The 23882-nt window shown below is 65.2% G+C and carries 25 protein-coding genes and 1 tRNA gene; 15 read left to right on the forward strand and 11 right to left on the reverse strand.

Annotation, left to right across the window (positions count from 1 at the left end):
- Positions 1-134 precede the first annotated feature (134 nt).
- The 3 genes from gcvA (at position 135) to AB3147_RS08215 (ending at position 3090) form a co-directional block, all read left to right on the forward strand.
- Positions 135-1061 (forward strand): transcriptional regulator GcvA, encoded by a 927-nt coding sequence (gene gcvA / locus AB3147_RS08205; RefSeq protein ID WP_175124613.1) that lies wholly within the window; start codon positions 135-137, stop codon positions 1059-1061.
- A gap of 7 nt (positions 1062-1068) precedes the next feature.
- Positions 1069-2187, forward strand: coding sequence for a tRNA 2-thiouridine(34) synthase MnmA (mnmA, locus tag AB3147_RS08210; protein WP_175124612.1), 1119 nt, complete (start codon positions 1069-1071; stop codon positions 2185-2187).
- An 84-nt stretch (positions 2188-2271) separates the two neighbouring features.
- Positions 2272-3090, forward strand: a complete 819-nt coding sequence (locus tag AB3147_RS08215) for a sulfite exporter TauE/SafE family protein (RefSeq protein ID WP_175124611.1) — start codon at positions 2272-2274, stop codon at positions 3088-3090.
- Between the two features lie 90 nt (positions 3091-3180).
- Here AB3147_RS08215 and AB3147_RS08220 read toward each other — a convergent pair whose 3' ends face one another.
- The gene (locus AB3147_RS08220; RefSeq protein WP_175124610.1) at positions 3181-3792 is read right to left on the reverse strand and encodes a glutathione S-transferase; all 612 of its coding nucleotides are present in this window, start codon (positions 3790-3792) and stop codon (positions 3181-3183) included.
- Between the two features lie 161 nt (positions 3793-3953).
- Between AB3147_RS08220 and purB the strand changes: the two genes are divergently transcribed.
- A complete protein-coding gene (purB, locus tag AB3147_RS08225; RefSeq protein ID WP_175124609.1) occupies positions 3954-5330 on the forward strand; it encodes an adenylosuccinate lyase in 1377 nt (458 codons plus the stop codon).
- A 58-nt stretch (positions 5331-5388) separates the two neighbouring features.
- Positions 5389-5847 (forward strand): c-type cytochrome, encoded by a 459-nt coding sequence (locus AB3147_RS08230; protein ID WP_175124608.1) that lies wholly within the window; start codon positions 5389-5391, stop codon positions 5845-5847.
- A 93-nt stretch (positions 5848-5940) separates the two neighbouring features.
- On the opposite strand, the gene AB3147_RS08235 is transcribed toward AB3147_RS08230, so the two are convergent.
- The 3 genes from AB3147_RS08235 to AB3147_RS08245 form a co-directional block, all read right to left on the reverse strand.
- Positions 5941-6633 carry a cytochrome b/b6 domain-containing protein gene (locus tag AB3147_RS08235; RefSeq protein ID WP_175138765.1) on the reverse strand — a complete coding sequence of 231 codons (693 nt, stop codon included), beginning with the start codon at positions 6631-6633 and terminating at the stop codon, positions 5941-5943.
- A gap of 86 nt (positions 6634-6719) precedes the next feature.
- Complete coding sequence (locus tag AB3147_RS08240) at positions 6720-7001, reverse strand: hypothetical protein (RefSeq protein WP_175124606.1); 282 nt, start codon at positions 6999-7001, stop codon at positions 6720-6722.
- Between the two features lie 704 nt (positions 7002-7705).
- A complete protein-coding gene (locus tag AB3147_RS08245) occupies positions 7706-8065 on the reverse strand; it encodes a hypothetical protein (protein ID WP_175138763.1) in 360 nt (119 codons plus the stop codon).
- A 203-nt stretch (positions 8066-8268) separates the two neighbouring features.
- Between AB3147_RS08245 and AB3147_RS08250 the strand changes: the two genes are divergently transcribed.
- From AB3147_RS08250 to AB3147_RS08265, 4 genes are all read left to right on the forward strand, one after another.
- The gene (locus tag AB3147_RS08250; protein ID WP_367351704.1) at positions 8269-8982 is read left to right on the forward strand and encodes a DUF3053 family protein; all 714 of its coding nucleotides are present in this window, start codon (positions 8269-8271) and stop codon (positions 8980-8982) included.
- Between the two features lie 91 nt (positions 8983-9073).
- A complete protein-coding gene (locus tag AB3147_RS08255; RefSeq protein WP_246282972.1) occupies positions 9074-10255 on the forward strand; it encodes an AI-2E family transporter in 1182 nt (393 codons plus the stop codon).
- 105 nt (positions 10256-10360) lie between these two features.
- Positions 10361-10582 carry a hypothetical protein gene (locus tag AB3147_RS08260; protein WP_191576547.1) on the forward strand — a complete coding sequence of 74 codons (222 nt, stop codon included), beginning with the start codon at positions 10361-10363 and terminating at the stop codon, positions 10580-10582.
- A gap of 160 nt (positions 10583-10742) precedes the next feature.
- On the forward strand, positions 10743-12317 hold the full coding sequence (locus tag AB3147_RS08265) for a sensor domain-containing diguanylate cyclase (RefSeq protein WP_367351705.1): 1575 nt from the start codon (positions 10743-10745) through the stop codon (positions 12315-12317).
- Positions 12318-12339: 22 nt separating this feature from the next.
- Here the strand turns inward: AB3147_RS08265 and AB3147_RS08270 are convergent, their stop codons facing one another.
- A complete protein-coding gene (locus AB3147_RS08270; RefSeq protein ID WP_175124601.1) occupies positions 12340-12579 on the reverse strand; it encodes a 6-phosphofructokinase in 240 nt (79 codons plus the stop codon).
- Positions 12580-12675: 96 nt separating this feature from the next.
- Between AB3147_RS08270 and yddG the strand changes: the two genes are divergently transcribed.
- Positions 12676-13584 (forward strand): aromatic amino acid DMT transporter YddG, encoded by a 909-nt coding sequence (gene yddG / locus AB3147_RS08275; protein WP_175138761.1) that lies wholly within the window; start codon positions 12676-12678, stop codon positions 13582-13584.
- 27 nt (positions 13585-13611) lie between these two features.
- On the opposite strand, the gene AB3147_RS08280 is transcribed toward yddG, so the two are convergent.
- Positions 13612-13803, reverse strand: coding sequence for a hypothetical protein (locus tag AB3147_RS08280; RefSeq protein WP_175124599.1), 192 nt, complete (start codon positions 13801-13803; stop codon positions 13612-13614).
- Positions 13804-14062: 259 nt separating this feature from the next.
- On the opposite strand from AB3147_RS08280, the gene AB3147_RS08285 reads away from it, so the two are divergent.
- The 3 genes from AB3147_RS08285 (at position 14063) to AB3147_RS08295 (ending at position 15738) form a co-directional block, all read left to right on the forward strand.
- Positions 14063-14314, forward strand: a complete 252-nt coding sequence (locus AB3147_RS08285) for a hypothetical protein (RefSeq protein WP_343737669.1) — start codon at positions 14063-14065, stop codon at positions 14312-14314.
- Between the two features lie 108 nt (positions 14315-14422).
- Positions 14423-14614 (forward strand): hypothetical protein, encoded by a 192-nt coding sequence (locus tag AB3147_RS08290; RefSeq protein WP_175124598.1) that lies wholly within the window; start codon positions 14423-14425, stop codon positions 14612-14614.
- A gap of 200 nt (positions 14615-14814) precedes the next feature.
- Positions 14815-15738 carry a hypothetical protein gene (locus tag AB3147_RS08295; protein WP_367351706.1) on the forward strand — a complete coding sequence of 308 codons (924 nt, stop codon included), beginning with the start codon at positions 14815-14817 and terminating at the stop codon, positions 15736-15738.
- A gap of 166 nt (positions 15739-15904) precedes the next feature.
- Here AB3147_RS08295 and AB3147_RS08300 read toward each other — a convergent pair.
- From AB3147_RS08300 to egtD, 3 genes are all read right to left on the reverse strand, one after another.
- Positions 15905-15981 (reverse strand) — tRNA-Met (locus AB3147_RS08300).
- 155 nt (positions 15982-16136) lie between these two features.
- Positions 16137-17453 carry an ergothioneine biosynthesis protein EgtB gene (gene egtB / locus AB3147_RS08305; RefSeq protein ID WP_367351707.1) on the reverse strand — a complete coding sequence of 439 codons (1317 nt, stop codon included), beginning with the start codon at positions 17451-17453 and terminating at the stop codon, positions 16137-16139.
- A gap of 36 nt (positions 17454-17489) precedes the next feature.
- Positions 17490-18467, reverse strand: a complete 978-nt coding sequence (gene egtD, locus AB3147_RS08310; protein WP_367351708.1) for an L-histidine N(alpha)-methyltransferase — start codon at positions 18465-18467, stop codon at positions 17490-17492.
- Between the two features lie 370 nt (positions 18468-18837).
- Between egtD and AB3147_RS08315 the strand changes: the two genes are divergently transcribed.
- Both AB3147_RS08315 and AB3147_RS08320 read left to right on the forward strand, forming a co-directional pair.
- Positions 18838-19173 carry a DUF883 family protein gene (locus tag AB3147_RS08315; protein ID WP_175124592.1) on the forward strand — a complete coding sequence of 112 codons (336 nt, stop codon included), beginning with the start codon at positions 18838-18840 and terminating at the stop codon, positions 19171-19173.
- Positions 19174-19182: 9 nt separating this feature from the next.
- Positions 19183-20673, forward strand: coding sequence for a phospholipase D-like domain-containing protein (locus AB3147_RS08320; RefSeq protein WP_367351709.1), 1491 nt, complete (start codon positions 19183-19185; stop codon positions 20671-20673).
- A 58-nt stretch (positions 20674-20731) separates the two neighbouring features.
- Here the strand turns inward: AB3147_RS08320 and AB3147_RS08325 are convergent, their stop codons facing one another.
- Together AB3147_RS08325 and AB3147_RS08330 are read right to left on the reverse strand one after the other, a co-directional pair.
- Positions 20732-22399: an FMN-binding glutamate synthase family protein gene (locus tag AB3147_RS08325; RefSeq protein WP_218345079.1), complete on the reverse strand. Its 1668-nt coding sequence runs from the start codon at positions 22397-22399 to the stop codon at positions 20732-20734.
- 200 nt (positions 22400-22599) lie between these two features.
- Complete coding sequence (locus tag AB3147_RS08330) at positions 22600-23823, reverse strand: YeeE/YedE family protein (protein WP_218345078.1); 1224 nt, start codon at positions 23821-23823, stop codon at positions 22600-22602.
- Positions 23824-23882: the final 59 nt, after the last annotated feature.

Consider the following 23882-nt stretch of genomic DNA (forward strand, 5'->3'; position numbering starts at 1 on the left):
GCTATGACTTTTTTTCATACCTCTTTTCGGCAGGCCATCTTGGGCGTTACTTTTCTGTAACATTCGTCGCCCCGTGCCTTTGCCGTCGTCATGCCCGCAGGGCAAGGGAGCCCCACATTCAGTGGGGGCTGCAGATGAGGCGTTTCTGTCCCTCTTTAACGGATCTCCAGGCGTTCGAAGTTGCCGCCCGGCACAGCAGTTTCACGCGCGCCGCGCAGGAATTGTGCGTGACACAGGGGGCCGTGAGTAAACAGGTGAAACATCTGGAAGAGTTCGTCGGCGTTGAACTATTCCTACGAATCAGGCAAGGCCTGGTTCTGACCGAAGCAGGCCGCAGCTATCTGGCCAAGATCCAGGCCGGTCTCGGCCAGATCGAAGCGGCCACCGTCGAGCTGATCGCGCACCAGGGGCGCGGCGGCACGCTCAATCTGACCTGTATGCCGACGTTTGGCGCGCGGTGGCTGATTCCGCGGCTGACGGCCTTCATGCGCCTGCGGCCCGACATCCACGTGGAATTCCTGCCGCATCGCCAGGGCTACGACTTCTCCACACCCGAATTGGACGCCGCCGTGCGCTTCGGCGAGGGGCTGTGGCCCGGCAGCGGCGCGGACTACATCGTGGGCCGCGAGATCCTGCCGGTCTGTAGTCCCCGCCTGATCGCGGGCGGGTGCCAGTCGCCCGAAGACCTGCTGGCATATCCGCTGCTGCACCATACGTCGGCCCTGGAAGGCTGGCGCGACTGGTTCGAGCAGGCTGGCTGCGATACGCGGCGCAGCCTGGAAGGCGCCCGGTTCGATCAGTACGCGCTGCTGTCGCAGGCCGCCGCGGCGGGCTTCGGCGTGGCGCTGATCCCGCGCTGCCTGATCGAGGACGAGCTGCGCGACGGCAAGCTGGCCATCGCGATGCAGTTGCCGATCCGCGCGCGGATGGGCTATTACCTGTGCTACCCCGAGCAGAAGGCCAATCTGCCCACCCTGCAGGCCTTCCGCGCCTGGCTGATGGAAGTGTCGCGCGCCGCCGAACCGCAGCCGCGGGAAGACGCCTTGTCCGATCTAAAATAGCCGCATCATGAGTCAAACATCCACCAAGAAAGGCCGCGTTGTCGTCGGCATGTCCGGCGGGGTCGATTCTTCGGTCACCGCCTGGCTGCTCAAACAGCAAGGCTACGAGGTCGTCGGCCTGTTCATGAAGAACTGGGAAGACGACGACGATTCCGAATACTGCTCCACCCGCCAGGATCTCCTGGACGCCGCCAGCGTCGCGGACCTGGTCGGCGTCGAGTTCGAATACGTCAACTTCGCCGCCGAATACAAGGACCGCGTGTTCGCGGATTTCCTGCGCGAATACTCCGCGGGCCGTACCCCCAACCCCGACGTCCTGTGCAATGCCGAGATCAAGTTCAAGGCGTTCCTCGACCACGCCATGGCGCTGGGCGCGGAACACATCGCGACCGGCCATTACGCCCGCGTGCGCGAAGTGCCCGCTGAGGGCGGCGGCTCGCAGTTCCAGTTGCTGAAGGCGCTGGACGCATCCAAGGACCAGAGCTACTTCCTGCATCGCCTGAACCAGGCGCAGTTGTCGCGCACGCTGTTTCCGCTGGGCGAGATCCACAAGACCGAAGTGCGGCGCATCGCGCACGAGATCGGCCTGCACAACGCCGCCAAGAAGGATTCCACCGGGATCTGCTTCATCGGCGAGCGGCCGTTCCGGGAATTTCTGAACCGTTACCTGCCCACCGAGCCCGGTCCCATCCTGACGCCCGAAGGGCAGAAGGTCGGCCGCCACGAAGGGCTTTCGTTCTACACGCTGGGCCAGCGCAAGGGGCTGGGCGTGGGCGGTGTCAAGGGCCGCCAGCGGGACGACGGCACGGCCGAGGCCTGGTACGTGGCGCGCAAGGATCTGGAACGCAACGTGCTGTACGTCGTGCAGGGGCATGACCATCCTTGGCTGCTGTCCGGCGATCTGAAGGCGCAGGACGCGAGCTGGGTGGCCGGCCACCCGCCGGCAGCGGGCGCCTACGGCGCCAAGACCCGCTATCGGCAAGCCGACGCGGCCTGCCGCCTGGGCGATGCGGCGCCCGAGACGTTTTCGCTGGATTTCACCGAGCCGCAATGGGCGGTGACGCCCGGGCAGTCGGCCGTGCTATACGATGGCGAGGTTTGCCTGGGTGGCGGGATCATTATTTAAGCAGTCCCCGCTGCACGTAACCAAGGCCCCCCGGAGCCATGCCCGCGGGGCCTTGTTCATGACAATAAAACTGAGGAGACGGTTGTGGATGTGACGATGGTGATCTGCCTGCTGGTGTTGGGCGGAGTGGTCGGCTTTGCCGCGGGCCTGCTGGGCATTGGCGGCGGCATGCTGCTGGTTCCCTTTTTGACAATGCTGTTCACCTGGCAGGGCATGCCGGCCGACCTGGTGGTGCACGCCGCGATCGCCACGTCCATGACGTCGATCCTCTTTACCTCCATTTCCAGCGTGCGCGCTCACCAGCAGCGGGGCACCATCAAGTGGCGCATCGTCGCGGCGATGGCGCCGGGCATCATCATCGGCGGGCTGCTGTCGGGCGGCGCGGTGTTCGCCGCGCTGAGCACGCTGTGGCTGTCGCTGTTCTTCGCGTTGTTCGTGGGCTACTCCGGCTGGAGCATGCTGCGCAACAAGAAGCCCAAGCCCACGCGCCAGATGCCGGGCGTGGTCGGCACCAGTGCGGCGGGGGCGGGCATCGGCTTCCTGTCGGGCCTGGTCGGCGCCGGGGGCGGCTTTCTGTCGGTGCCGTTCATGGTCTGGTGCAACGTGGCCCTGCACAATGCGGTGTCGACCTCGGCGGCGCTGGGCTTTCCCATCGCGCTGGCCAACAGCGTGGGTTATATCGTTTCTGGCCTGAACGAAGCCCAGACCTATCCGGGGATGCTCGGCTTCATCTACTGGCCGGCATTGCTGGCGCTGGTCTGCACCAGCGTCCTGACGGCGCCGCTGGGGGCGCGCATGGCCCATCGCCTGCCGGTGCAGACGCTCAAGCGCGTGTTCGCCGCGCTGCTGTTCGCGCTGGCGGCGTACATGCTGTTCAAGGCCTGGCAGACCTGGACGGTTTGATCGATATACAGAAAACCGGCCGCGGAAAGCGGCCGGACGAAAAAACGCCCGGTCGAGCCGGGCGTTTTTGCGGGCATTTCTGGCCGGCCGTCAGGCCGTCTTGGGCACCGTGTCGATGAACGACTGGCGCTGGGACAGCTTGTCGTACAGGCGGGCCAGATTAGGCTGGCCGGTGCGCCAGTCCAGGGTGGCAAAGCGCAGGTCCAGGTAGCCCAGGGCACAGCCGACCGCGATGTCCGCGAGGCTGTAGTTGATGCCCATGCAATGGGCGTTGTCGCCCAGGCTTTTGTTCATGGCGTCCAGGCTGGCGTGGATCTTGCCGTATTGGCGTTCGATCCATTCGGGGCTGCGCTGGGCCTCGGGGCGCTGGTTTTCCTTGACGATGGTCACGCAGGCGTCCAGGACGCCATCGGCGATGGCTTCCCAGCATTTGACGGCTGCGCGATCGCGCCCTTGCTGAGGAATCAGCCGGGCGACGGGAGACAAGGTGTCCACGTATTCGACGATGACGCGCGAATCAAACAGGGCGCCGCCGTCTTCCATCACCAGGCAGGGGACCTTGCCCAGCGGGTTGTACGTTTGGATCTGCGTGTCGGCGGACCAGACGTTTTCGAGTTCAAGCCGGTAGTCCAGCTTTTTCTCGGCCATGACGATACGCACTTTGCGCACGTAGGGACTGGTAAGCGAGCCGATCAGTTTCATGGAGTCACAAGCGGAGTCGGAAAGCGGCCGAAGTATAGCAGGCTGTATGACGGCCGGAATTGTCCGCAGGGCGGAATCTTCGTCAGTTTGCCACAATGTCAGGCGGCCCCGGATGATAAAATCGCCGGGTTTTCCCATCCGTCGCTTTTCCCCACCAGACCATGCAAATCGCCGATCAGCTGAGCCAACTTAATGCCCTTTCGCCACTGGATGGCCGCTACGCTTCCCGGGGCGACGCTCTGCGCGGTCTGCTGTCCGAAGCCGGCTTCATGGCGCACCGCGTCGAAGTCGAGGTCGCCTGGCTGATCGCCTTGTCGGACGCCGGCCTGCCCGAGCTGCCGGCCTTCTCCGAGGCCGCCCGCGCGCGCCTGGCCCAGTTGGTCGCCAACTTCTCCGAGGCGGACGCCGGCCGCATCAAGGATATCGAGCGCGTCACCAACCACGACGTGAAGGCCGTCGAGTACTGGCTGAAAGAAAAGGTCGCCGATGACGCCGAACTGGCCCGCGCCGCAGAATTCATCCACTTCGCCTGCACGTCCGAAGACATCAACAACACCTCGCACGCGCTGATGCTGTCGCGCGCCCGCGACCAGGTCGTGGTGCCGCGCCTGCGCGAAGTCGCCGCCAAGCTGAACGACCTGGCCGTCGCCAACGCCGATCAGCCGCTGCTGTCGCGCACCCACGGCCAGCCCGCCAGCCCGACCACGCTGGGCAAGGAATTCGCCAACGTGGCCGCGCGCCTGAACCGCGCCATCGCCGCCGTTGTGGCCGTCGAGCCCCTGGCCAAGCTGAACGGCGCAACGGGCAACTACAACGCCCACCTGTCCGCCTATCCCGAAATCAACTGGCCCGAGTTCAGCAAGCGCGTGCTGACCGGCCTGGGCCTGACCCAGAACCGCCACACCATCCAGATCGAACCGCATGACTGGATGTCCGCGCTGTTCGACGCGATTACCCGCGCCAACATCATCATCCTGGACCTGGATCGCGACATCTGGGGCTACGTGGCGCTGGGCTACTTCAAGCAGCGCCTGAAGGAAGGCGAGGTCGGTTCGTCGACCATGCCGCACAAGGTCAACCCGATCGACTTCGAAAACTCCGAAGGCAACCTGGGTCTGGCCAACGCCGTGCTGCGCCATCTGGCCGACAAGCTGCCGATCTCCCGCTGGCAGCGCGACCTGACCGATTCCACCGTCCTGCGCAACCTCGGCGTGGGCCTGGGCTACTGCCTGGTGGCGTGGGATGCCTGCATGCGCGGCCTGGGCAAGCTCGAAGTCAACACGGCTGCCATCGACGCCGATATCGACGCCTGCTGGGAAGTGCTGGCCGAGCCGGTGCAGACCGTCATGCGCCGCTATGGCCTGCCGCAGCCGTACGAGCAGCTCAAGGCCTTGACGCGCGGCAAGGGCATCACCGAAGAGGCTCTGCGAGAATTCATCCAGGGCCTGGCGCTGCCTGAAGAGCCCAAGGCCCGCCTCCTGGCGATGACCCCGCGCTCGTACATTGGTCTGGCTGCCGAGCTGGCCCGGGCGGTATAGTCGCCGTGCCGCGCGCGTTACGCGCGCGGCTTTCACGTTGTACCTACGGGAGAAATCAATGAAGAAGTTGTCCACGCTCGCTGCGCTGGCCTGTATGACGGTGGGTCCGCTGCTGGCAACGTCCGCCTCCGCGCAATTCGCCAAGCCCGAAGATGCCGTCAAGTACCGCCAGTCGGCGCTTGCACTGATCGGCTCGCACTTCGGCCGCATGGCGCCGGTGGTCAAGGGCCAGGCGCCCTATGACGCTGCGCAGATCAAGGCCAACGTCGATGTGCTGAAGACGCTGTCTGCGTTGCCGTGGGCGGGTTTCGGCCCGGGTACGGAAGGCGGTGACGCCCGTCCCGAAATCTGGAGCGACGCGGCTGGCTTCAAGCAGAAGCAGCAGGCGTTCCAGGACAACATCGTGAAACTGTCGGCAGCCGCCGATGCCGGCGATCTGGACAAGCTGCGCGCGGCCTTCGGTGACGTCGGCGCCAGCTGCAAAGCCTGCCACGATTCGTACCGCAAGAAGAAATAAGGCATCGGGCCGTTGTCAGATCCGGCCCGTCGTCCTGGCAAGCAAAAAGCCCCGTCAAGGGGCTTTTTTCATGGGCTGTTCGCTTGGGCAGAGTCAGGAGAACGACATGTCGGACACGACCTCGAGCGATCGTATCCACAGCACCAGCCCGGTCACGCAGGCGCCCAGCAACAGCGCGCGCAGCCAGATGGCCAGGCCGTCCTGAGCGGGCGGCGTGCCGGCGGGGACGTCCTTGGCATCGACGTTGCCGGTGATGATGGCGCGCACCAGACGCTTGCGGCGCACCACCACGTACCACGTGACGGCCAGCAGGTGCAGGGCGACCAGGCCGATGATGACCCATTCGTTGAGCTTGTGCCAGGACGTCATGGCGCTGGCGGTGGCTTCGGATACGTGCCCGAACAGCGGACCCTGCGTCATGATGTCGTCGGTGGTGAACAGGCCGCTGACCGCCTGAAAGCCCACGACCAGCAGCAATGCCATGACCGACAGGGCGCCCAGCGGATTGTGGCCGGCGGGCGCGGCGGCGCCCTTCAGGTAGCGGGCCACGGCGCCGGGGCCGCGAACGAAATGCGCGAACCTGGCATAGCGCGGTCCGGCAAAGCCCCACAGCACGCGGAAGATGATGAGGCCCAGCGCCGTACAGCCGAAGCGCACGTGCCAGTCCATGTACAGGCCGCCCAGCTTCACGCTGACGAACGCGCCGACGATGCAGACGACAAGCCCCCAGTGAAAGAGGCGGGTGGGAAGGTCCCAGATGCGGACCGCAAGACGATTGTTCTGCATGGTGAGATCAGCGGGCTGAAGTTGCAGGGAATTTATCACGCACAAAGCAAACCGCCGCGGGGTAAGCGCGGCGGTGTTGGGTCTGCTTAGCGAGCGTTGCGGCGCACCGGTTCGATGCGATGCACGTGTTCGTGGCGGAACCGGATGCGCTGGGCGGGCGTCTTTTGCGCGGGCGCGCCGCACGGCACGACTTCGGTGGTGTAGGTGGTGGTGCCGTTGATCGGCGCGTTGAAGATGACCGTGGCGCGGATCTCGGGGCCGTTTGCCGGCTTCAGGTAGACGATGTCGCCGATGTGGATGGGCATGTCGTCAAGCTGCGTATGGGCCGGGCGGCGGATCAGTTCGGTGGTGGTGAAACGAGTATTCATGTTGTGTTCTCTTTAGGTTCTAGTTATTGGAAAAGCTGCGTCTTGTCATGGTGCGCGCAAGCCGGGCAAATGCAGGGCACTTGGCCGGGCCTTCGCGAAGCGCCTTGTCCGCCGGATGTATTGGACAGGCGTTACATGACACTAACGCATTGCTGCTGCCGTTCTTTTGCGCATTCTCATGTTTTTTGCGCGCCGGGCCGGCGTGGTGATGCCTTCGTCCAGTCCTGGCGGGCATCGGTCGGGCTGCAGGGCGCAGGCGCGCCATACACAGGCATGGTTGCCGGCGCGGTAGCGTGCGCCGATGCAGCCCTGGGTGCGCACAGAGTGGGTTGGCTCTGGCGCTCGCGGTGGTTGGACCGCGGCATGCGTCGCTGCTTCCGGAAAAGCAGCGTGTTGTTTGGGTGTATCTGCTTCAGGCCGATCCGGACTGGCGGATGGGCGAAGGCGTGTGGTTTCCGATGGTGCTCTGGGTTTGCGTATTTTGCGTTGTACTTCGCAAGGACGCAGAGCTTACGGGTAGTGGATCTGGTTGCGGCAGCCGCTTTTTGCGGCCAGCTTGGTGTAAGCAACTTGGGATGGGCAGTTCGTGGCGGACATGGCGTACCGGGGTACGACTGCGCAGATCCAACGGGCGATAATATCGGAGAATACGCGATTATGCAAGCATTTTCGGCCGGATAGGCATCCGGCCGAGCAAATACGCGTTAGTGCGCCGCGGGACGGGCCTGGCGTTGTGCCTCGATGATCAGGCCTTCCAGACGCGGCGACATGCGCAGCGCCACTTGGGCGCTGGTCGTGCCGTCGGGCTGCGGCAAGGTTTCCAGCGCCAGTTCGATGCGCTCGTCGTCAAAGGCCTCGGGCGCCGCCTGAATCTCCACATAGCGTTCCAGCAGCGCGTCCACGGCTTTCTGGGCGTCCGCCAGCGCTTCTTCCGACAGCTTGCCGTGGCCGAGGTACTGGTTGACCACCCGCGCCAGGTCGTTCATGAAAAGGAGCAAGGCGTTCGCGCCGCGGCAATCCGGGAGCGTGAAACCCCAGGGCAGGGGAGAAGCGTTTTGAGTCATCGGGTCAGCCAGTGTGTGTTGCGGGCGGCCGGGCGCCGCCGAATCCCGTGATTTTAGAGGACGCCGCCGCCGGGGGCATGCGCGCCGCTCTCCCTGTGTCAACTCGCTTCGATGGCAACAAATTTCGCCCCATTCGGATCCAAGCTCGGGGCTACCGGATAATCTTCCCGTAATCTGCAGAATCGGAGTGCAAAAGGATGCGCATGGGTTGGGTTCGCGCGTGGGTGGCGGGCATGGCGGCGGTTTCGATGCTGTTGCTGGCGGCCTGCGTCAACAAGGAGCCGCAGGAGCGCGCCGCGTTCATACAGGTTCTGCAAGTCCGCATGAACAACGTGACGCTCGTGCCGATCGGCCTGTTGAGCAACCAGGAAAAGGACGCGATCGGGGATTACGACGACGCCTACGAAGTAATGACGGATTTCCAGGACGCCATGGCCAAGGCGGCCGCGCCGCTGCGCGAAGTGCTGTCCGTGGAGACGATCCGGTCGGTAAGTGAGATCGTGGAGCGCAAGGCCAGCCTGCAGGCGGCGCGCAAGACGCTGGCAGACAGCGCCGCGCAGGTCCAGGCGGCGCGAAGCAAGGCCGACAAGGCGCGCGCGGCCTTGACATTGCCCGCCGATCTGGCGCCCGTGTATGACGGCGTCTACGACGAGGCGGTGACAGCGCCGGCTGCCGACATGATGGAGGCCGCGGCCAGGATGGACTCGGTCGCCCGCGACGCGCTGGGCATTGCGGACTTCGTGGCTGCCAATGGCGCGGACGTCACCTTCGAGGATGGGCAGACGAAGGTGGCGAAACCGACGTTGCAACAGGAACTGAACCTGCGTCTGCAAGCGCTGAATGCGCAGTCCGACGGTCTTGAAGCCGCCCGCGCCACGCTGCTGCAGGCAGCGAGCGCCGGCTCGAAGGCGCCATAGCCGTGGATCAGCCTCGTCCCGATGCAAGCGGCGCCAGGCGGCGCTTTGTACAATGCGGCTCTCGCGGCGCATGCCGTGCCTTGGACACACCATGAGCGAATCTTCAGGCGTGCATTACAGAACCTTCGTGCTTTTGCTGGTGGTGGTCACCATCGCGTTCGGCTGGCTGTTGTGGCCTTTCTATGGGGCCGTGTTCTGGGGCACCATTCTGGCCATTCTTTTCGCGCCCTTGCAGCGCCGCCTGGTGGTGCGCATTGGCGGCCGGCGCAATCTCGCCGCGCTCATCACGCTGCTGCTGGTGCTGCTGCTGGTGATTCTTCCGTTGGTCGTGATCAGCGGCTCGCTGGTGAGCGAAGGCGCGAGCCTCTATCAAAGCATCAAGTCAGGCCAGATCAACTTTGGCGCGTACTTCCAGCAGGCAATGGACGCCTTGCCGCCGTCGGTGCATGCGCTGCTGGCGCGCTTCGACCTGGCCGATATTCCCAGCCTGCAGGACAAGCTGAGCGCCGGCGCGATGCAGGCAAGCCAGTTCCTGGCGACCCAAGCTCTGAACATCGGACAGGACACGTTCCAGTTCGTGGTCAGCTTCGGCATCATGCTGTATCTGCTCTTCTTCCTGCTGCGTGACGGGCCCCAGCTTTCGGCCCGGCTGCGGCGCGCGGTGCCGCTGAGCGACATGCACAAGCAGCACCTGTTCCGCAAATTCACGACCGTCGTGCGCGCCACCGTAAAGGGCAACGTCGCGGTGGCGGCGGCGCAGGGCGCGCTGGGCGGCATCATCTTCTCAATCCTGTCGATCCAGGGCGCGTTGCTGTGGGGCGTGATCATGGCGTTCCTGTCGCTGCTTCCGGCGATTGGCGCGGGACTGATCTGGGCGCCGGTGGCCGTGTACTTCCTGCTGACGGGCTCCGTGGTCAAGGGCGCCGTGCTCATCGCGTTCGGCGTGCTGGTCATCGGCATGGTCGACAACATCCTGCGCCCCATTCTCGTGGGCAAGGATACGAAGATGCCCGACTACGTGATCCTGATCTCCACGCTTGGCGGGATGGCGCTGTTCGGCCTGAACGGCTTTGTCATCGGTCCGCTGATCGCGGCGCTGTTCATGGCAAGCTGGGATCTGTTCTCGCCCGCGGCAAGTGATCCGACGGTCGTCCCCGCAGCGAGCGCGCCGTTGCCGGGCAACCCCGTCGCCGGCACGCCGGCGGCAGCGGGCGGCGCCACTGCCGGTACGCAGGCCGCGCTGGCCCGGGATCGCCAGTCCCGCGACGATTGACCGAGCCGGGCGCCCATGTGCGCCCGGCCGGGTGTATGGTGTAGCAGCGCCGGCCATTGCGGCCGGCCTTTCGTGTCAACTTCGCCAAACAGGAGCGCGTTGGATATGGAATGGAAACTGCATCGGTCGGGCTGGATCGAAGAACGCAACTTTGACATCGAATTTGCCGAAACGCCTGAGGGGTACCACACCCGTGTACGCGTCTTCGGCTTTCCCATCCTGGAAGACACCAAGCACGTGTTCCCCAACGAGGCGCTGGCCGAAAAAGGCGCGCTGACGCTGCTCAAGAGCCAATTTACCGGCACGCCGGATCTGGAAGAGACGTAGGCCGCAAAAGGCGGCAGCGGGCGCGTTCTGCAATAATCTCTGAGTTTCCATCCAGGCCCGGCGGGGGTGCCGGGAGGGCGTACGGGGAGGCGCATGAGCCCACGGGTGTTGTTTAGGTCGAACGTCCGCGCAATGCGGAACCTGAGTGGCGAGGCGCGCCATGTCTGACGGCGAAACGCGTGCGGGCGTGCGCCGCCGCCAGGCGCGCCGCTACTCCATGCGCACGGGTCTGCTGGCCCTTGTCTTTGCCTGTATCACCCCCGCGCTCATCGTGGCGACGGTCGCGGTCTACGAAAGCTACGTCATCCAGAAGGAACGCATCTTTCGCGACACCATCTTTCTGGCGCGCAATCTCACGGCAATCCTCGATCGCGAGCTCACGGGCGTCGAAGCCGGCTTGCAGATGCTGGCGTCATCGCCGGACCTGGTCGAAGGAGACCTTGCCGGTTTTCATCGCCGTGCGCGCGAGTCCGTGCGGTTCCAGATCGTCGACAGCTACGTCCTGACCAACAAGGAAGGGCGCCAGATCATCAACACGCAAGTGCCCTACGGCACGGCGTTACCGTCCACCGGCGCGCCAGATGAGCTGCTTCGCGTCTTCCAAACGCGCATGCCCGTGCTGACGGGGTTGTTCACCGGCGGTCTGACCAAGGATCCCACCATCGCGCTCGGCGTGCCGGTCGTGCGAGGCGGGGAGGTGGTCTACAGCCTGAATGTGGGGCTGTCGCCCGAACGCATCGGCAACGTGTTGGGCCGCCGCGCCTTGCCCGAGGGCTGGGTGGCTGCCGTGCTGGACGACGCCGGAACCATCGTCGCCCGCACCCGCGACACGTCGAAATTCGTTGGCCAGAAGGCGGTGCCCGCGCTGGCCCGCGCCGTGCAGCAGGAAGGCGAGGGGTCGCTCGAAACGATCACCAAGGAAGGCACGCCGGTCTACACCGCGTTCAGCCGGTCGGCACTGTCGGGCTGGACGGTTGCCGCCGGCGCGCCGATGCAATTGCTGACCACGGACCTTTATCGTTCCATTGCGTGGATCGGCATGGGCACGTTGTTCGCGTTCGGCCTGGGGCTGTGGCTGGCGATCAGGCTGGCGAGCCGGCTGACGTCGGCCGTGCAGGGGCTCGTCGCGCCGGCGCTGGCGCTGGGCGAGGGCCGCACCGTGGAACTGCCAGCCACACGCATCAAGGAAGCCCAGGAAGTGGGCGCCGCCATGCTGCAGGCGTCGCGCATGCTGGCGCGCGCGCAGCATCTGGCGCACTACGATCCGCTGACTGGTCTGTGCAACCGGGTGCTGTTCGGCGAACTCGTGCTGCGTGAGCTGGCGGTCGCGCAGCGCAGCGGCGAGGCGTTCTCGATCCTGGCCATCGACCTGGACGGCTTCAAGGCTGTCAACGATATGCATGGTCATGCCGCGGGCGATACGGTGCTGAAAGAGGCCGCTGACCGCATGGCAAGCGCCATCCGGGTTTCCGACGTGGCGGCACGCCTGGGCGGTGACGAGTTTGCCGTGTTGTTGCTGGGCGCCAACCAGGAGAACGCGCGGCTGGTTGCCGAGGCGCTGGTCGAGAGCCTGTCGCTGCCGTATCCCAACGTGCGCGTCGCGGTGTCGGCGAGCATCGGCATCGCCGTGTATCCGCAATCGGGCACGACCATGCTGCAGTTGCTCGAGCGCGCGGACGTGGCGTTGTATCGGGCCAAGGGTCTGGGCAAGCGGCGGGTGGCGCTGGATCAGTAATCCCGCCGCGGGGCCGGGCGAGTCAGGTGTCGTGGCGCGGCGCCAGCGCAGTCAGGACCTCGCCGGATCCCAGACGATACCGCTTGTCGTCCAGCGCGATGACGGCGTCACCTTCGGACGTTCTGAATATGTAGCGCCCGCCGGTTCGCGGCAGGATGCCGGCGCCCGCATCCTCCGCCCGCAAGAACACTTCAATGCGGTAAAGCCGCCCCGAATCCGTGCTTGCCAGCACGTCGCTCATCCTGCGTGTCGAAATAGCCATGCCGCGATTTCTCCGTTCGGTTTTCGCTAAACTTGCCGCCTTGGCGCCGGGCCAGCCCAGCTCTCGTAAAGGCCCGGCGCGCAATCGGAATCGGTAATGCAATTGAATCCTGGCCGGAATGCGGCCACTTCCCTCGGCTTGCTGGCGATCCTGCTATGGGGCACGGTCGTCGGACTGATTCGTGGCGTCAGTGAAAACTTTGGCCCGATCGGCGGCGCCGCGCTCATCTATACGGTGGGTTCGATCTTCCTGGTGTTGTTGCTGGGCTTCCCGAAGCTGCGCACGTTTCCCCGGTCCTATCTCATCGTGGGCAGCATGCTGTTCGTCGCTTACGAGATCTGCCTGTCGCTGTCGCTGGGATTCGCGGCCGATCGGGGGCAAGCCATCGAGTTGGGCATCGTCAACTATCTGTGGCCGTGTCTGACGGTCGTGTTTGCCATGCTCATCAATGGCCAGCGGGCAAGCATCTGGGTAGCGCCGGGCATCTTGTTGTCGGTGTGCGGCATCGTGTGGGTCGTGGGCGGAGCCGGCGGGCTGTCGTATGAACGCACCGTTGCCAATGTGTCGAGCAATCCTCTCAGTTATGGGTTGGCGTTCAGCGGCGCCATCATCTGGGCCGTGTATTGCAACGTGACCAAACGCTTTGCCGACGGCAAGAACGGCGTCGCGCTGTTTTTCGTGCTGACCGCTGCTGTCCTGTGGATCAAATATGCGATCAGCGCGGAACCCGCGCTTGCGTTCACGGCGCCCGCCACGATCGAGCTATGCGTGGCCGGCGGCGCAATGGCCAGCGGCTACGCATTCTGGAACGTGGGGATACTGCGAGGCAACCTGACCTTGCTGGCCACCGCGTCGTACTTCACGCCGGTCTTCTCCACCTTCTTTGCCGCGCTCTGGTTGGCGACGCCGCTCACCCTGTCGTTCTGGCAGGGCGTGGCGATGGTCACCGCCGGTTCATTGTTGTGTTGGGCGGCAACCCGCGGCAGACCGGCCCGCAACGGATAGTCCGGGCCTGGTCTACGGTGGGGGAGACTACTCGACGAGCATCGTCAGGGCCACGGCGAACCCCAACGGGACCAGCATCAGCGATGCAAAGGTGGAACTGACAATCGCCGCCGATATCTTCAGCCAGGGCTCGGGCCCAGCGCTTCGTATCGTTTGAATCACCAACGCGACGATACCCATAACCATCAAACAGCTCATGAAAACTGCCAAGTAAGTCATGTTGTCTCCGTCCTCGCCTGATTTAGGGGATTCGGCGCCGCTTTGCGGTCTTATGTTTGAGACGATTGTGCGCCTGTATTGCAGGACTGCACCCTAGGGTTTTCCTTGCAGGCAGGGCGCTTTGTGGCGGATTAGCCGCGCAGTCTGCAGCATGAAAACCGTGTGCAAGCGCAGCATTTTTCACGCGCCGCGTCCGTCCGTGGCGGGCCCCCGCGATTGCGCTACGATGGCGTCATCGAAACACGGAAGAGGCCGCCAGATGCCGCAAGAACTACGTCCCGGCACGCGCGCCACCTTGCAGGTCCGGCAGCTTGCGCCAGGTGAATTCGCATGGATCATCACGCTGCTTGATCCTGAATCTGGAAATGTGCGCAGCACCAATTACTCGGACAAGCGATACACCAGCCAGGATGAGGCCTCTGCCGCCGGCAAGGCCGCGGTCGTTGCTTTTCTTGCGGGCGAGACGCCCGATCGCGGGGTCGTGCCCGCCGGCAATCGGCGCAAGGACTGACGGCGCTTACGTTTCGCTGATGGTATTGACACCCTGATGGGGGCCGGGCACGTCACTTGCTGATGCTCATCCGAGGCGCATCTTGCGCTGCTTGAAGGAGAGGCAATCATGTCCCAGATCCCGCATCGAGAACCCGGACAGCCGGACGATCTCACGCCGGACGATCCGGCGCTTCCGGGTACCGCCCCTGCGGACGATCCGCGTCCGGACCCGGGTCGTCCCACCGACAATCCCGACGTCATCGACCCCACGCCGCCCGCGCCGGACCCCCGTGCTCCGGGCACCATCGACCTGGCCTGATTGCGGCCGGCGTCACTTCACCCATATCCATTTATCGAAGCAAGGAGGTTTCCATGCGCTCCATCCTGTTGTGGCTGCTTGGCGTGCCCATTCCCATCATCATTCTGCTGGCGCTGTTCTGGCACTGAAGGCCGGTTCGTCATTTCCGCTTTGGCACCCGCGTCCGCGCGGTTGCGTAAGACTCTGGACAAGGATCGATCATGCAAAATACGTCTTCATTGAGCCAACCCTATGCCGATGGCGTGCCTCCACGTGAGTCCTCCATTTCGGCCGTGTCGTGGGCGGCGGTCTTCGCCGGCGCGGTGATTGCCGCCGCGCTTTCGCTCGCATTGTTTGCCGGTGGCACCGGCCTGGGTTTCCTGTCCGTATCGCCGTGGGGCGACGAGGGCGTGTCGGCCCCGACCATCGGTATTGGCATCATTGTCTGGATGCTGCTCACTCAGATCCTCTCGTACGGCATTGGCGGCTATGTCGCTGGACGCCTGCGCACCAAGTGGGTCGACGTGCACTCGGATGAGGTCTACTTCCGCGACACCGCGCATGGCTTTCTGGTCTGGGCGCTGAGCGCTGTGGTCAGCGCCGCGCTGTTGGGGTCGGCCCTGGCGTCCATGGCATCGGGCGTGGCCAAGGCCGGCGCATCGGTGGCAGCCACTGCCGGCACCGCGGCAACTGCGGCCGCCACGGCCGGCGCGGCGGGTGCAGGCAGCAACGGTGGCATGGAACGCGCCACCGACTATCTCACCGACACCCTGATGCGCTCGGAACGTCCCGAGGCCAACACTGACCCGGAAGCGGCACGTGCCGAAGTGGGCCGCATCGTTGCCATGAGCATCACCCGTGGCGAGATGACGCCCGCTGATCGCGATTACGTGGTGAAGGTCGTGGCCGCGCAGGCCGGCGTTGAGCCCGCCGTGGCGCAACGCCGCGTCGACGAGGCGATCCAGAACGCCAAGAAGACCGCGGAAGAAGCCAAGGTAAAGGCCAAGGAGGCCGCGGACGCGGCGCGCAAGGCCGCTGCGGCATTCGCGTTGTGGGGCTTTGCGTCGATGCTGATCGGCGCGTTCGTGGCAAGCCTGGCGGCGACGTGGGGCGGCCGCCGGCGCGATACGGTGTATCGGACTTGATGGGCTGAGGCCTGTATTGTCCGAATGAAAATGGCCCGCACGGTGTGCGGGCCATTTTTTGTTTCACGATTGATTCGGGCTCGTCGAGCATGAGTGAACCCCGCGTCCTTCGTTCCACCCCGCCAACGAAAAAGGCCCGCACAATGTGCGGGCCTTTTGAATTCTTTGGTGGCGCATCCCTGATTCGAACAGGGGACCTGCGGATTATGATTCCGTCGCTCTAACCGGCTGAGCTAATGCGCCATCCCTTTTGCTGAACAGTTTGCGTTGCAATTGCTGCTCAACGAAGAACGAAATTCTAGCACGAAGTTTTTTGGCAGTGCAAGCGAACCGGCGCCAATTTTTTCAGATCCGGCCAATCCGGTGATCCAAACGGCTCGCCAGCGGCGCAAATCCCCTCAATCATCCCGAGCCAGCCGAATCCCTGAGAATTGCCACCGCGCCTCTGGCGGGAAGAAGTTGCGGTAGCTGGGCCGGATGTGATCGCGCGGCGTGGCGCAGGAGCCGCCTCGAAGCACGTACTGGTTGCACATGAATTTGCCGTTGTACTCGCCGACCGCGCCAGCGCTGGGCTTGAAGCCGGGGTAGGCGTCGTAGCCGCTCGACGTCCATTCCCACGCGTCGCCGAACAGCTGCACCGGACCGCGCTGGCCGTTGCGTTCGGGGGCGGGGCGCGTGTCGAGGTGGCCGTTTTCAAGCAGGTTGGCGCGGGCCGAGTAGGTGTCTTCGGACATCTGCCGGGCGGCGTGTTCCCATTCGGCTTCTCGCGGCAGGCGTGCGCCCGCCCATCGCGCATAGGCGTCGGCTTCGAAATAGCTGACGTGCGTGACGGGCGCCTCCAGTTCCAGCGCCTGCATGCCGCGCAATGTGAAGACGCGCCAGCCATCGTCGTCGCTTTCCCAATACAGCGGGGCGCGCCAGCCTTGCGCGCACACCATGTCCCAACCCATGGACAGCCACAGTTCGGGCCGCTCATAGCCGCCGTCGTTGATGAAGTCCAGGAATTCCCGCTGGGTCACGAGACGATCAGAAAGAGAGAAGGGCGTCAGCAGGACGTCGTGAGCGGGGCCTTCGTTGTCGAACGCAAAGCCGCGTCCGTCGTGGCCGATGCGCGTGATGCCGCCCTCGTAGCGGGTCCAGCCGGCGTCCGTGGCGGGCGGCTGTGCGGGTTGGCCGGGCGCCACGTAGGCGGGTTTGAGCGGATTGGCCGACAGCATGTGCTTGAGATCGGTGAGGATCAATTCCTGGTGCTGCTGCTCGTGGTTCAGGCCAAGTTCGAGCAGGGCGTCGAAGTCGGCATCGTTGCTGCCCAGCCGCGAAATCAGCGCGTGCATCGCTTCGTCGACGTATTGGCGGTACCGCAGCACCTCCGCGAGCGGCGGGCGCGACAGGAGGCCGCGCTGCGGCCGCGGATGTTTTGCGCCGACAGCGTTGTAGTAGGAATTGAACAGCATCCGGTATTGCGGATGGAAGGGCGGCGTCGATGTGTCGAAGCGTGCCAGCAGGAACGTCTCGAAGAACCAGGTGGTGTGGGCCAGATGCCATTTGACGGGGCTGCAGTCCGGCATGGATTGGACTTGGCAGTCTTCGGGGCTCAGTGGCGCGGCCAGCGCGGTCGTGGTCGAGCGCACGGCGTCGTAGCGGTCGTGCTGTCCAGCCTGTCCGCTCGCGTAGGGCGCGATGGCGGGATGGGTCAGCAGGCATGCGGGGTCCATGGCGATCCTCCGGGGGGCGTCGTGGGTGGTCCCGCGTCAGGCGCGGGCGCTGAAAACAGAAAACCAGTCTCGGGCATCCGACCAGTGTTCGACATTGCCAAAGCCTGCGCGATGGAGCAGGTCGCTGAAAACCTGTGGCGTGAACTTGTACGAGTTCTCCGTATGGATGCGCTCGCCGCGCTTGAAGTCGCGATGGCCGCCGGGCCAGGTCACGCGCAATGCGCGCTGCGCTTCCAGGTGCATCTCGACCCGCGAGCGTTCGCTATTGAAGATGGCCACATGGCGCCAGTCGTCGACATTGAAATCGCTGCCCAGCACCGCATTAACGTGGCGCAGCAGATTCAGATTGAACGCGGCGGTCAGATGCAACGCGTCGTCGTACGCGGGTTCAAGCACGCTTCTGGGCTTGACGCGGTCAACGCCGATCAGCAGCCCGCCGCCGGGACACGCTTCGCGAATCCTCCGCAGCATGGCGTACGCGCTGTCGGGACCCAGGTTGCCGATGCTGGAGCCCGGATAAAAGAAGAGGCGCTGCTGCGTCGGGATGTCGGCCGGCAACGCAAGTTCATGCGAGAAATCCTGCCCCACGGCCGTGATCCGCATGTCGGGATAGGACAGCTTTAGCCGGCGGACAGCCGCCTGCAGATAGTCGGCAGAAATGTCGACCGGCACATAGTGGCTGGGACGAAGGCTTGAAAACAGCCGCTCGGCCTTGACGCAGTCGCCGGCGCCCAGATCGATCATGGCCTGCACCGGACCGACGTGGCGGGCGATATCCGCGCCATGGCGGCGGAAGATTTCGTCCTCGCAGCGCGTCGGGTAGTACTCGGGCAGCTGCGTGATGGCCGTAAAAAGCGACGAGCCGAGGGCGTCGTACAGAAACTTGGGGTCGATGTGGGCCGGGCTGTCCAACAACCCGTCGTGCAATTCGATCTGCTCGGCGCTTTGATGCTGCGGTTCTTGCGCGACGAATTCAGGAGAAACGGCGGCAAGGAGTGCGGAAGGGGAAACCATGCGTTCAGTTCCTTTTTGGGGCGGTTGAAGCGCATTGCGAAGACCTATTGTGGCGGCCGAGGGGGTTCGGGTGTCAAGCGCCAACCCTCTGAATGCAATGGACTTTTACGAAATCGAAAACGCGTTTGGCCGGAAGCGACAAGGTGTTTGCCTTACCTTGGGCACGGGCCAGACAGCCCCATCAGCAAGTTTCGCGCCGCTGAAATATCGGTTTACGGCTGGTTGCGAAAGCTCGGGCAGTAATGGCCGTTGCTATGGACAATGGGGCTTCGGCCATGCGGAACGATGTGTCCCGCAGTCCTGGCGATGCTGCGTTGCATCAGGCAATGGTGGTGTCGCGGGTACGGTCCAAAAAAAACAAGGAGCTACCATGAATCGAAAGCACCAGCGCGCTGAAATGGCTTTGCATCGTGAACGCGTGAATGACAGCTTCCACGAGCTGCTTGCCGGAACGGAAGACCTCTTGCGTTCGACTGCGTCGTATACGGGCTCCGAAATCGAGTCGGCGCGTGCGCGCCTGAAGCGCCAGCTCGCCGATGCGCGTGAATCCGCGGGCGGCTGGGAAGTCGTCGCGCGCGAACGGGCCCGCCGGGCCACCGCTTACGCGGACGAGTACGTGCATGAGAATGCGTGGAAGTCGGTCGGCGTGGCGGCGCTGGTGGGCGCCGTGCTCGGCTGCATTTTCGTGGCAGGCAACCGACGCTAGAGGCGCATCATGAGCCCATTACCGGCCGAGAGCCGGGGTGGGCCGCACAATACCTTGCACAAACTGACGGTCGACGCGCGCCGATGGGCGCGCGCCGTGCTGTTTGCGTGCGTGGCGTCCGTGCTCGCCGCCTGCGCCAGCGTCCCCGACGCGCAGGAACGACACGCGCGCGCCTCGCAGGCGGGCCTGTCCGCGGATGCCGCGCAGGACAGTTACCGTCGCGGGCAAGGCATTGCTGCGGACCCTCAAACACCGAAGGACGACTTCCTTGCCAGGCACCTGGCAGTGGAACAGGCGGTCAGCGGTGCGCCGCTGGTCAAAGGCAACCGAGTGCGCCTTCTGGCTGATGGTCCCAGCACGTACAAGGCGATGCTGCAGTCCATTGGTCAGGCGCGCCGCTACGTCCACATGGAAACCTACATCTTCGAGGACGACGCCGAAGGCCAGCGCTTTGCCGAGGCGTTGATCGCGGCGCACAACCGCGGCGCCGAGGTCTCGTTGATGGTGGACGCGGTCGGGACGATCAAGACGCCCGCTGCGTTGTTCCAGCGGATGCGCGATGCGGGCGTGCAGGTGGCCGTCTTCAATCCCGTCAATCCGGTCAACGCCCGGGCTGGCTGGTCGCCGAACCAGCGCAATCACCGCAAGGTGCTGGTCGTTGACGGCAAGGTAGGCTACCTGGGCGGCATCAACGTCAGCAGCGTGTACGAGTCGTCGTCGTTCTCCGGCGGGGGCGGCTCGGGCTCGGGCGGCGGCTCGGGGGGCGGCTCCGGCGATAAGGCGGGCGACCCGCCGGAAGACGCCGATTCCGCGCCCTGGCGCGACACGCATCTGCGCATCGAAGGCCCGGCGGTCGCCGAACTGGAGCAGGTGTTGCAGGCGGGTTGGGCGTCGCAGGCGAAGGAGCCCATCAAGGGCGGCGATTCGCAGGTCGCGCCGCCCGTGGGCAACACCACGGTCCGCATCCTGGCCAACCAGCCCGATCGCAGCGACGGCTATACGGTCTATCTGACGCTGATGTCCGCGTTCGAAAGTGCGCAGAAATCCATCCACATCACGATGGCGTACTTCGTGCCGGACCCCGCGTTCATCGAGGTGTTGCAGTCGGCGGCGCGGCGGGGGGTGGACGTGGTGCTGGTGCTGCCGGGATTCAGCGATTCGTCGCTGGTGTTCCACGCGGGGCGGTCTCACTACACCGATCTGCTGCGCGCCGGCGTGAAGATCTACGAACGGCGTGACGCGCTGCTGCACGCGAAGACGGCGGTGGTCGACGGCGTCTGGTCGACCGTCGGTTCCAGCAACATGGATTGGCGCAGCTTTGCGCTGAACTATGAGATCAACGCGGTGGTGCTGGGTCCCGAGTTCGCGGCCGAGATGGAAGCGCTGTTCCAGCGCGATGTGGCCGATGCCGTGCAGATCACGCCCGAGGCCTGGAAGGAGCGCGGCCTGGACGACCGCTTCATGGAGTCGTTTTCGCGCATGTTCGAGCGCTGGCTGTAGCGAACGCGGCAGGCGGGCTTGGCGCGATGTGCTGCGACAGGCCCGGCCGCCGCGCCGCTCAGGAATTGCCGGCTGCGGCGGCCTGGGCGGCGTGCTCGCGCGCGAGCGCGGTGGTGATGTCGTGCGTGGGCTGGAACGACTGCGCCTGCGCCATCGCCCAGCCTGCGCGAAATACCTGATGGCGGAATTCACCGCGCAGCAGTTCGCCGGGCGCCAGTTCCGGAAACAGCGCGGACAGAAGGCGGATCTCGCTGGGCGAGATGCGGCGCGCGATATGGTGCGGACGCAGTTGGCCGGGGTGGGTCAGGCCTGCCGCGGCCAGCAGTTCGGCAAGCGCGTGCAGCGTGTTCTTGTGGAAGTTCGCCACGCGCTGCGCCTTGTCCGGCACGACCAACGCGCGTTGCCGCAACGGATCCTGCGTGGTGACGCCGGTGGGGCACTTGCCGGTGTGGCAGGCCTGGGCCTGGATGCAGCCGATGGCGAACATGAAGCCGCGCGCGGCGTTGCACCAGTCCGCGCCCATCGCCATCACGCGCGCCATGTCGAAGGCGGTGATGATCTTGCCCGACGCGCCGAGTTTGATGCGGTCGCGCAGGTTCACGCCGATCAGCGTGTTGTGCACCAGGCGCAGCGCCTCGCGCAGCGGCGTGCCGACGTGATCCACGAATTCGACGGGCGCCGCGCCCGTGCCGCCTTCCGCGCCGTCCACCACGATGAAATCGGGCGTGATGCCGGTTTCCAGCATGGCCTTGACGATGGCGAACCATTCCCAGGGATGCCCCACGCAGAACTTGAAGCCGACCGGCTTGCCGCCTGAAAGCTCGCGCAGGCGCGCCACGAACTTCATGAGGCCGATGGGGCTGTCGAACGCGGAATGGCTGGCCGGCGAGTTGCAGTCCTGCCAGGGCGCCACGCCGCGCGCTTCGGCGATCTCGATCGTCACCTTGCCCGCCGGCAGGATGCCGCCGTGGCCGGGCTTGGCGCCTTGCGACAGCTTGATCTCGATCATCTTGACCTGCGGCGTACAGGCGTTGCGCACGAAGGCTTCTTCCGAGAACGCGCCGTGCTCGTCGCGGCATCCGAAGTAGCCCGAACCGATGTTCCACACCAGGCTGCCGCCGGGCTGGCGATGGTAGCGGCTGATGCCGCCTTCGCCCGTGTCGTGCGCGAAGTCGCCTTGCCGCGCGCCTTCGTTCAGGGCCAGCACCGCGTTGGCCGACAGCGCGCCAAAGCTCATGGCCGATACGTTGAACACCGACATGGAATAGGGCTGCGTGCAATCAGGCCCGCCGACGGTCACGCGAAAGTCGGTGTCATTGATGTGCGAGGGCGACATGGAATGGTTGATCCATTCGTAGCGGTCGCCGTAGACGTCTTCCTGGGTGCCGAAGGGGCGCTTGTCGATCTCGCGCTTGGCGCGCTGATACACGATGGAGCGTTGCGCGCGCGAGAACGGCGAGGCCTGCGTGTCGTCTTCCAGGAAATACTGGCGGATCTCGGGGCGGATGAATTCGAACAGAAAGCGCAGGTTGCCCAGCACCGGATAGTTGCGGCGAATGGCGTGGCGCGGCTGGATCAGGTCGTACACGCCCAATGCGCCCAGCAGCGCCAGCGGCACTGCTGCGGCAAGCCACCACAAGGACGCGGTGACGGCCAGGACCGCGGTGATCACCGCGCCGGCCAATGTCAGGAAAAAGGCCGTGAAGCGGCCGGCTATCCAGTTCATGTGCATCTCCGTATTTCGGAATGGAGCCACCATACACCAGCGCAGCCGTCTGGCGGATGAACGGCGCGCCCCACATGCGCGCGGTGCCGCGGGTCTCGCGCAGCCATGCGGCGCGCCGAAACCCGCATGGCGGCTGGCGTTACGGCGAGCCAAAAAAAATGGCCTCCTGCATCAGGAGGCCATTGTTGGAACACAGTTTCTCAGCAACTGGACGCTGAGGGCGTCTTCTCGACGGCCAGGCCGAACAGCGGACGCAGGCGCACGCCCAGCGCGCTGCCGGCGAAGGCGGCAGGCAGCCACAGCCAGGCATGCAGGCTGCCCGACAGGATGCCGCTGAAGTAGGCGCCGATGTTGCAGCCGAAGGCCAGGCGCGCACCGTAGCCGAGCAGCAGGCCGCCGATTACCGCACCGGCGAGCGAACGCGCCGGCACCTTCCAGACGGGCGCGAACTTGCCCGCCGCGCTGGCGGCGGCCAGTGCGCCCAGCATGAGGCCGATGTCCATGACGGTCGTGACGTCCTGGCGCAGCGGCGCGGCCAGGGACGGCTGCTTGGCCCAATAGGCCCAGGTGGCGACGTCGCCGCCCACCGCATCCAGCGCCTTGGCGCCCCACAACGCGAATGCCGACGTGATGCCCCACGGACGACCGGCCAGCGCCAGCGTCGCGAAGTTCAGCACGACCAGCGCCACGCCGCCCCAGATGAGCGGCCACGGGCCCTGCAGCAACGAGGCCGGGCGGGCGGTGCGCGATGCAAAGGAAATGACGTGGCCGTGGCGGCGCTTTTCCAGCACGGTGGCGATCCATGCGATCAGGGCAAAGACGGCCAGGTTGGCGAGGATGGCGGGCGCCAGGCCCCAGGTCTTGATGAGCGAGGTGGGCGCCAGTGCGGGCAGGCTGGACCACCAGCTGAAGTTGGCTGTGGCGATGACCGAACCCACGATGAAGAACAGCAGCGTGACCACCATGCGGGTGTTGCCACCGCCCACCGCGAAGAGGGTGCCCGACGCGCAGCCGCCGCCCAATTGCATGCCGATGCCGAACAGGAATGCGCCCAGCACGACCGACACGCCCGGGGGCGACACGAAGCCGTTGACCGGTTGGCCGAACAGCGTGCCGGCGGCCAGGAAGGGGAAGAACAGCAGCACGCCCGCGGCCAGCATCAGCATCTGCGCGCGCAGGCCTGCGCCGCGGCGGTCCGACACGAACACGCGCCAGGCTTGCGTGAAGCCAAACGAAGCGTGGTACAGCGTGACGCCGAGCAGCGCGCCGATCACCCACAGCGCGCCTTGGCGCCAGCTGACGGTCTGGTTGAGATACAGCGCGCCGGCCAGCACCAGCAGCAGCGCGATCCACAGCGGCTTGCGGTTGATCTGGATGGGCGGCAGGGCCGGGGACAGGGGCAGGGAGGAAGCGTTGGCGCTCATGGGCAATCCCGAGGATCAAGACGTAAATGCAAACGGGTGCGTAGTCGCACCCGTGGGAA

The organism is Achromobacter animicus, assembly GCF_040775605.1.
In the GTDB taxonomy this organism is placed as follows: domain Bacteria; phylum Pseudomonadota; class Gammaproteobacteria; order Burkholderiales; family Burkholderiaceae_B; genus Achromobacter; species Achromobacter animicus.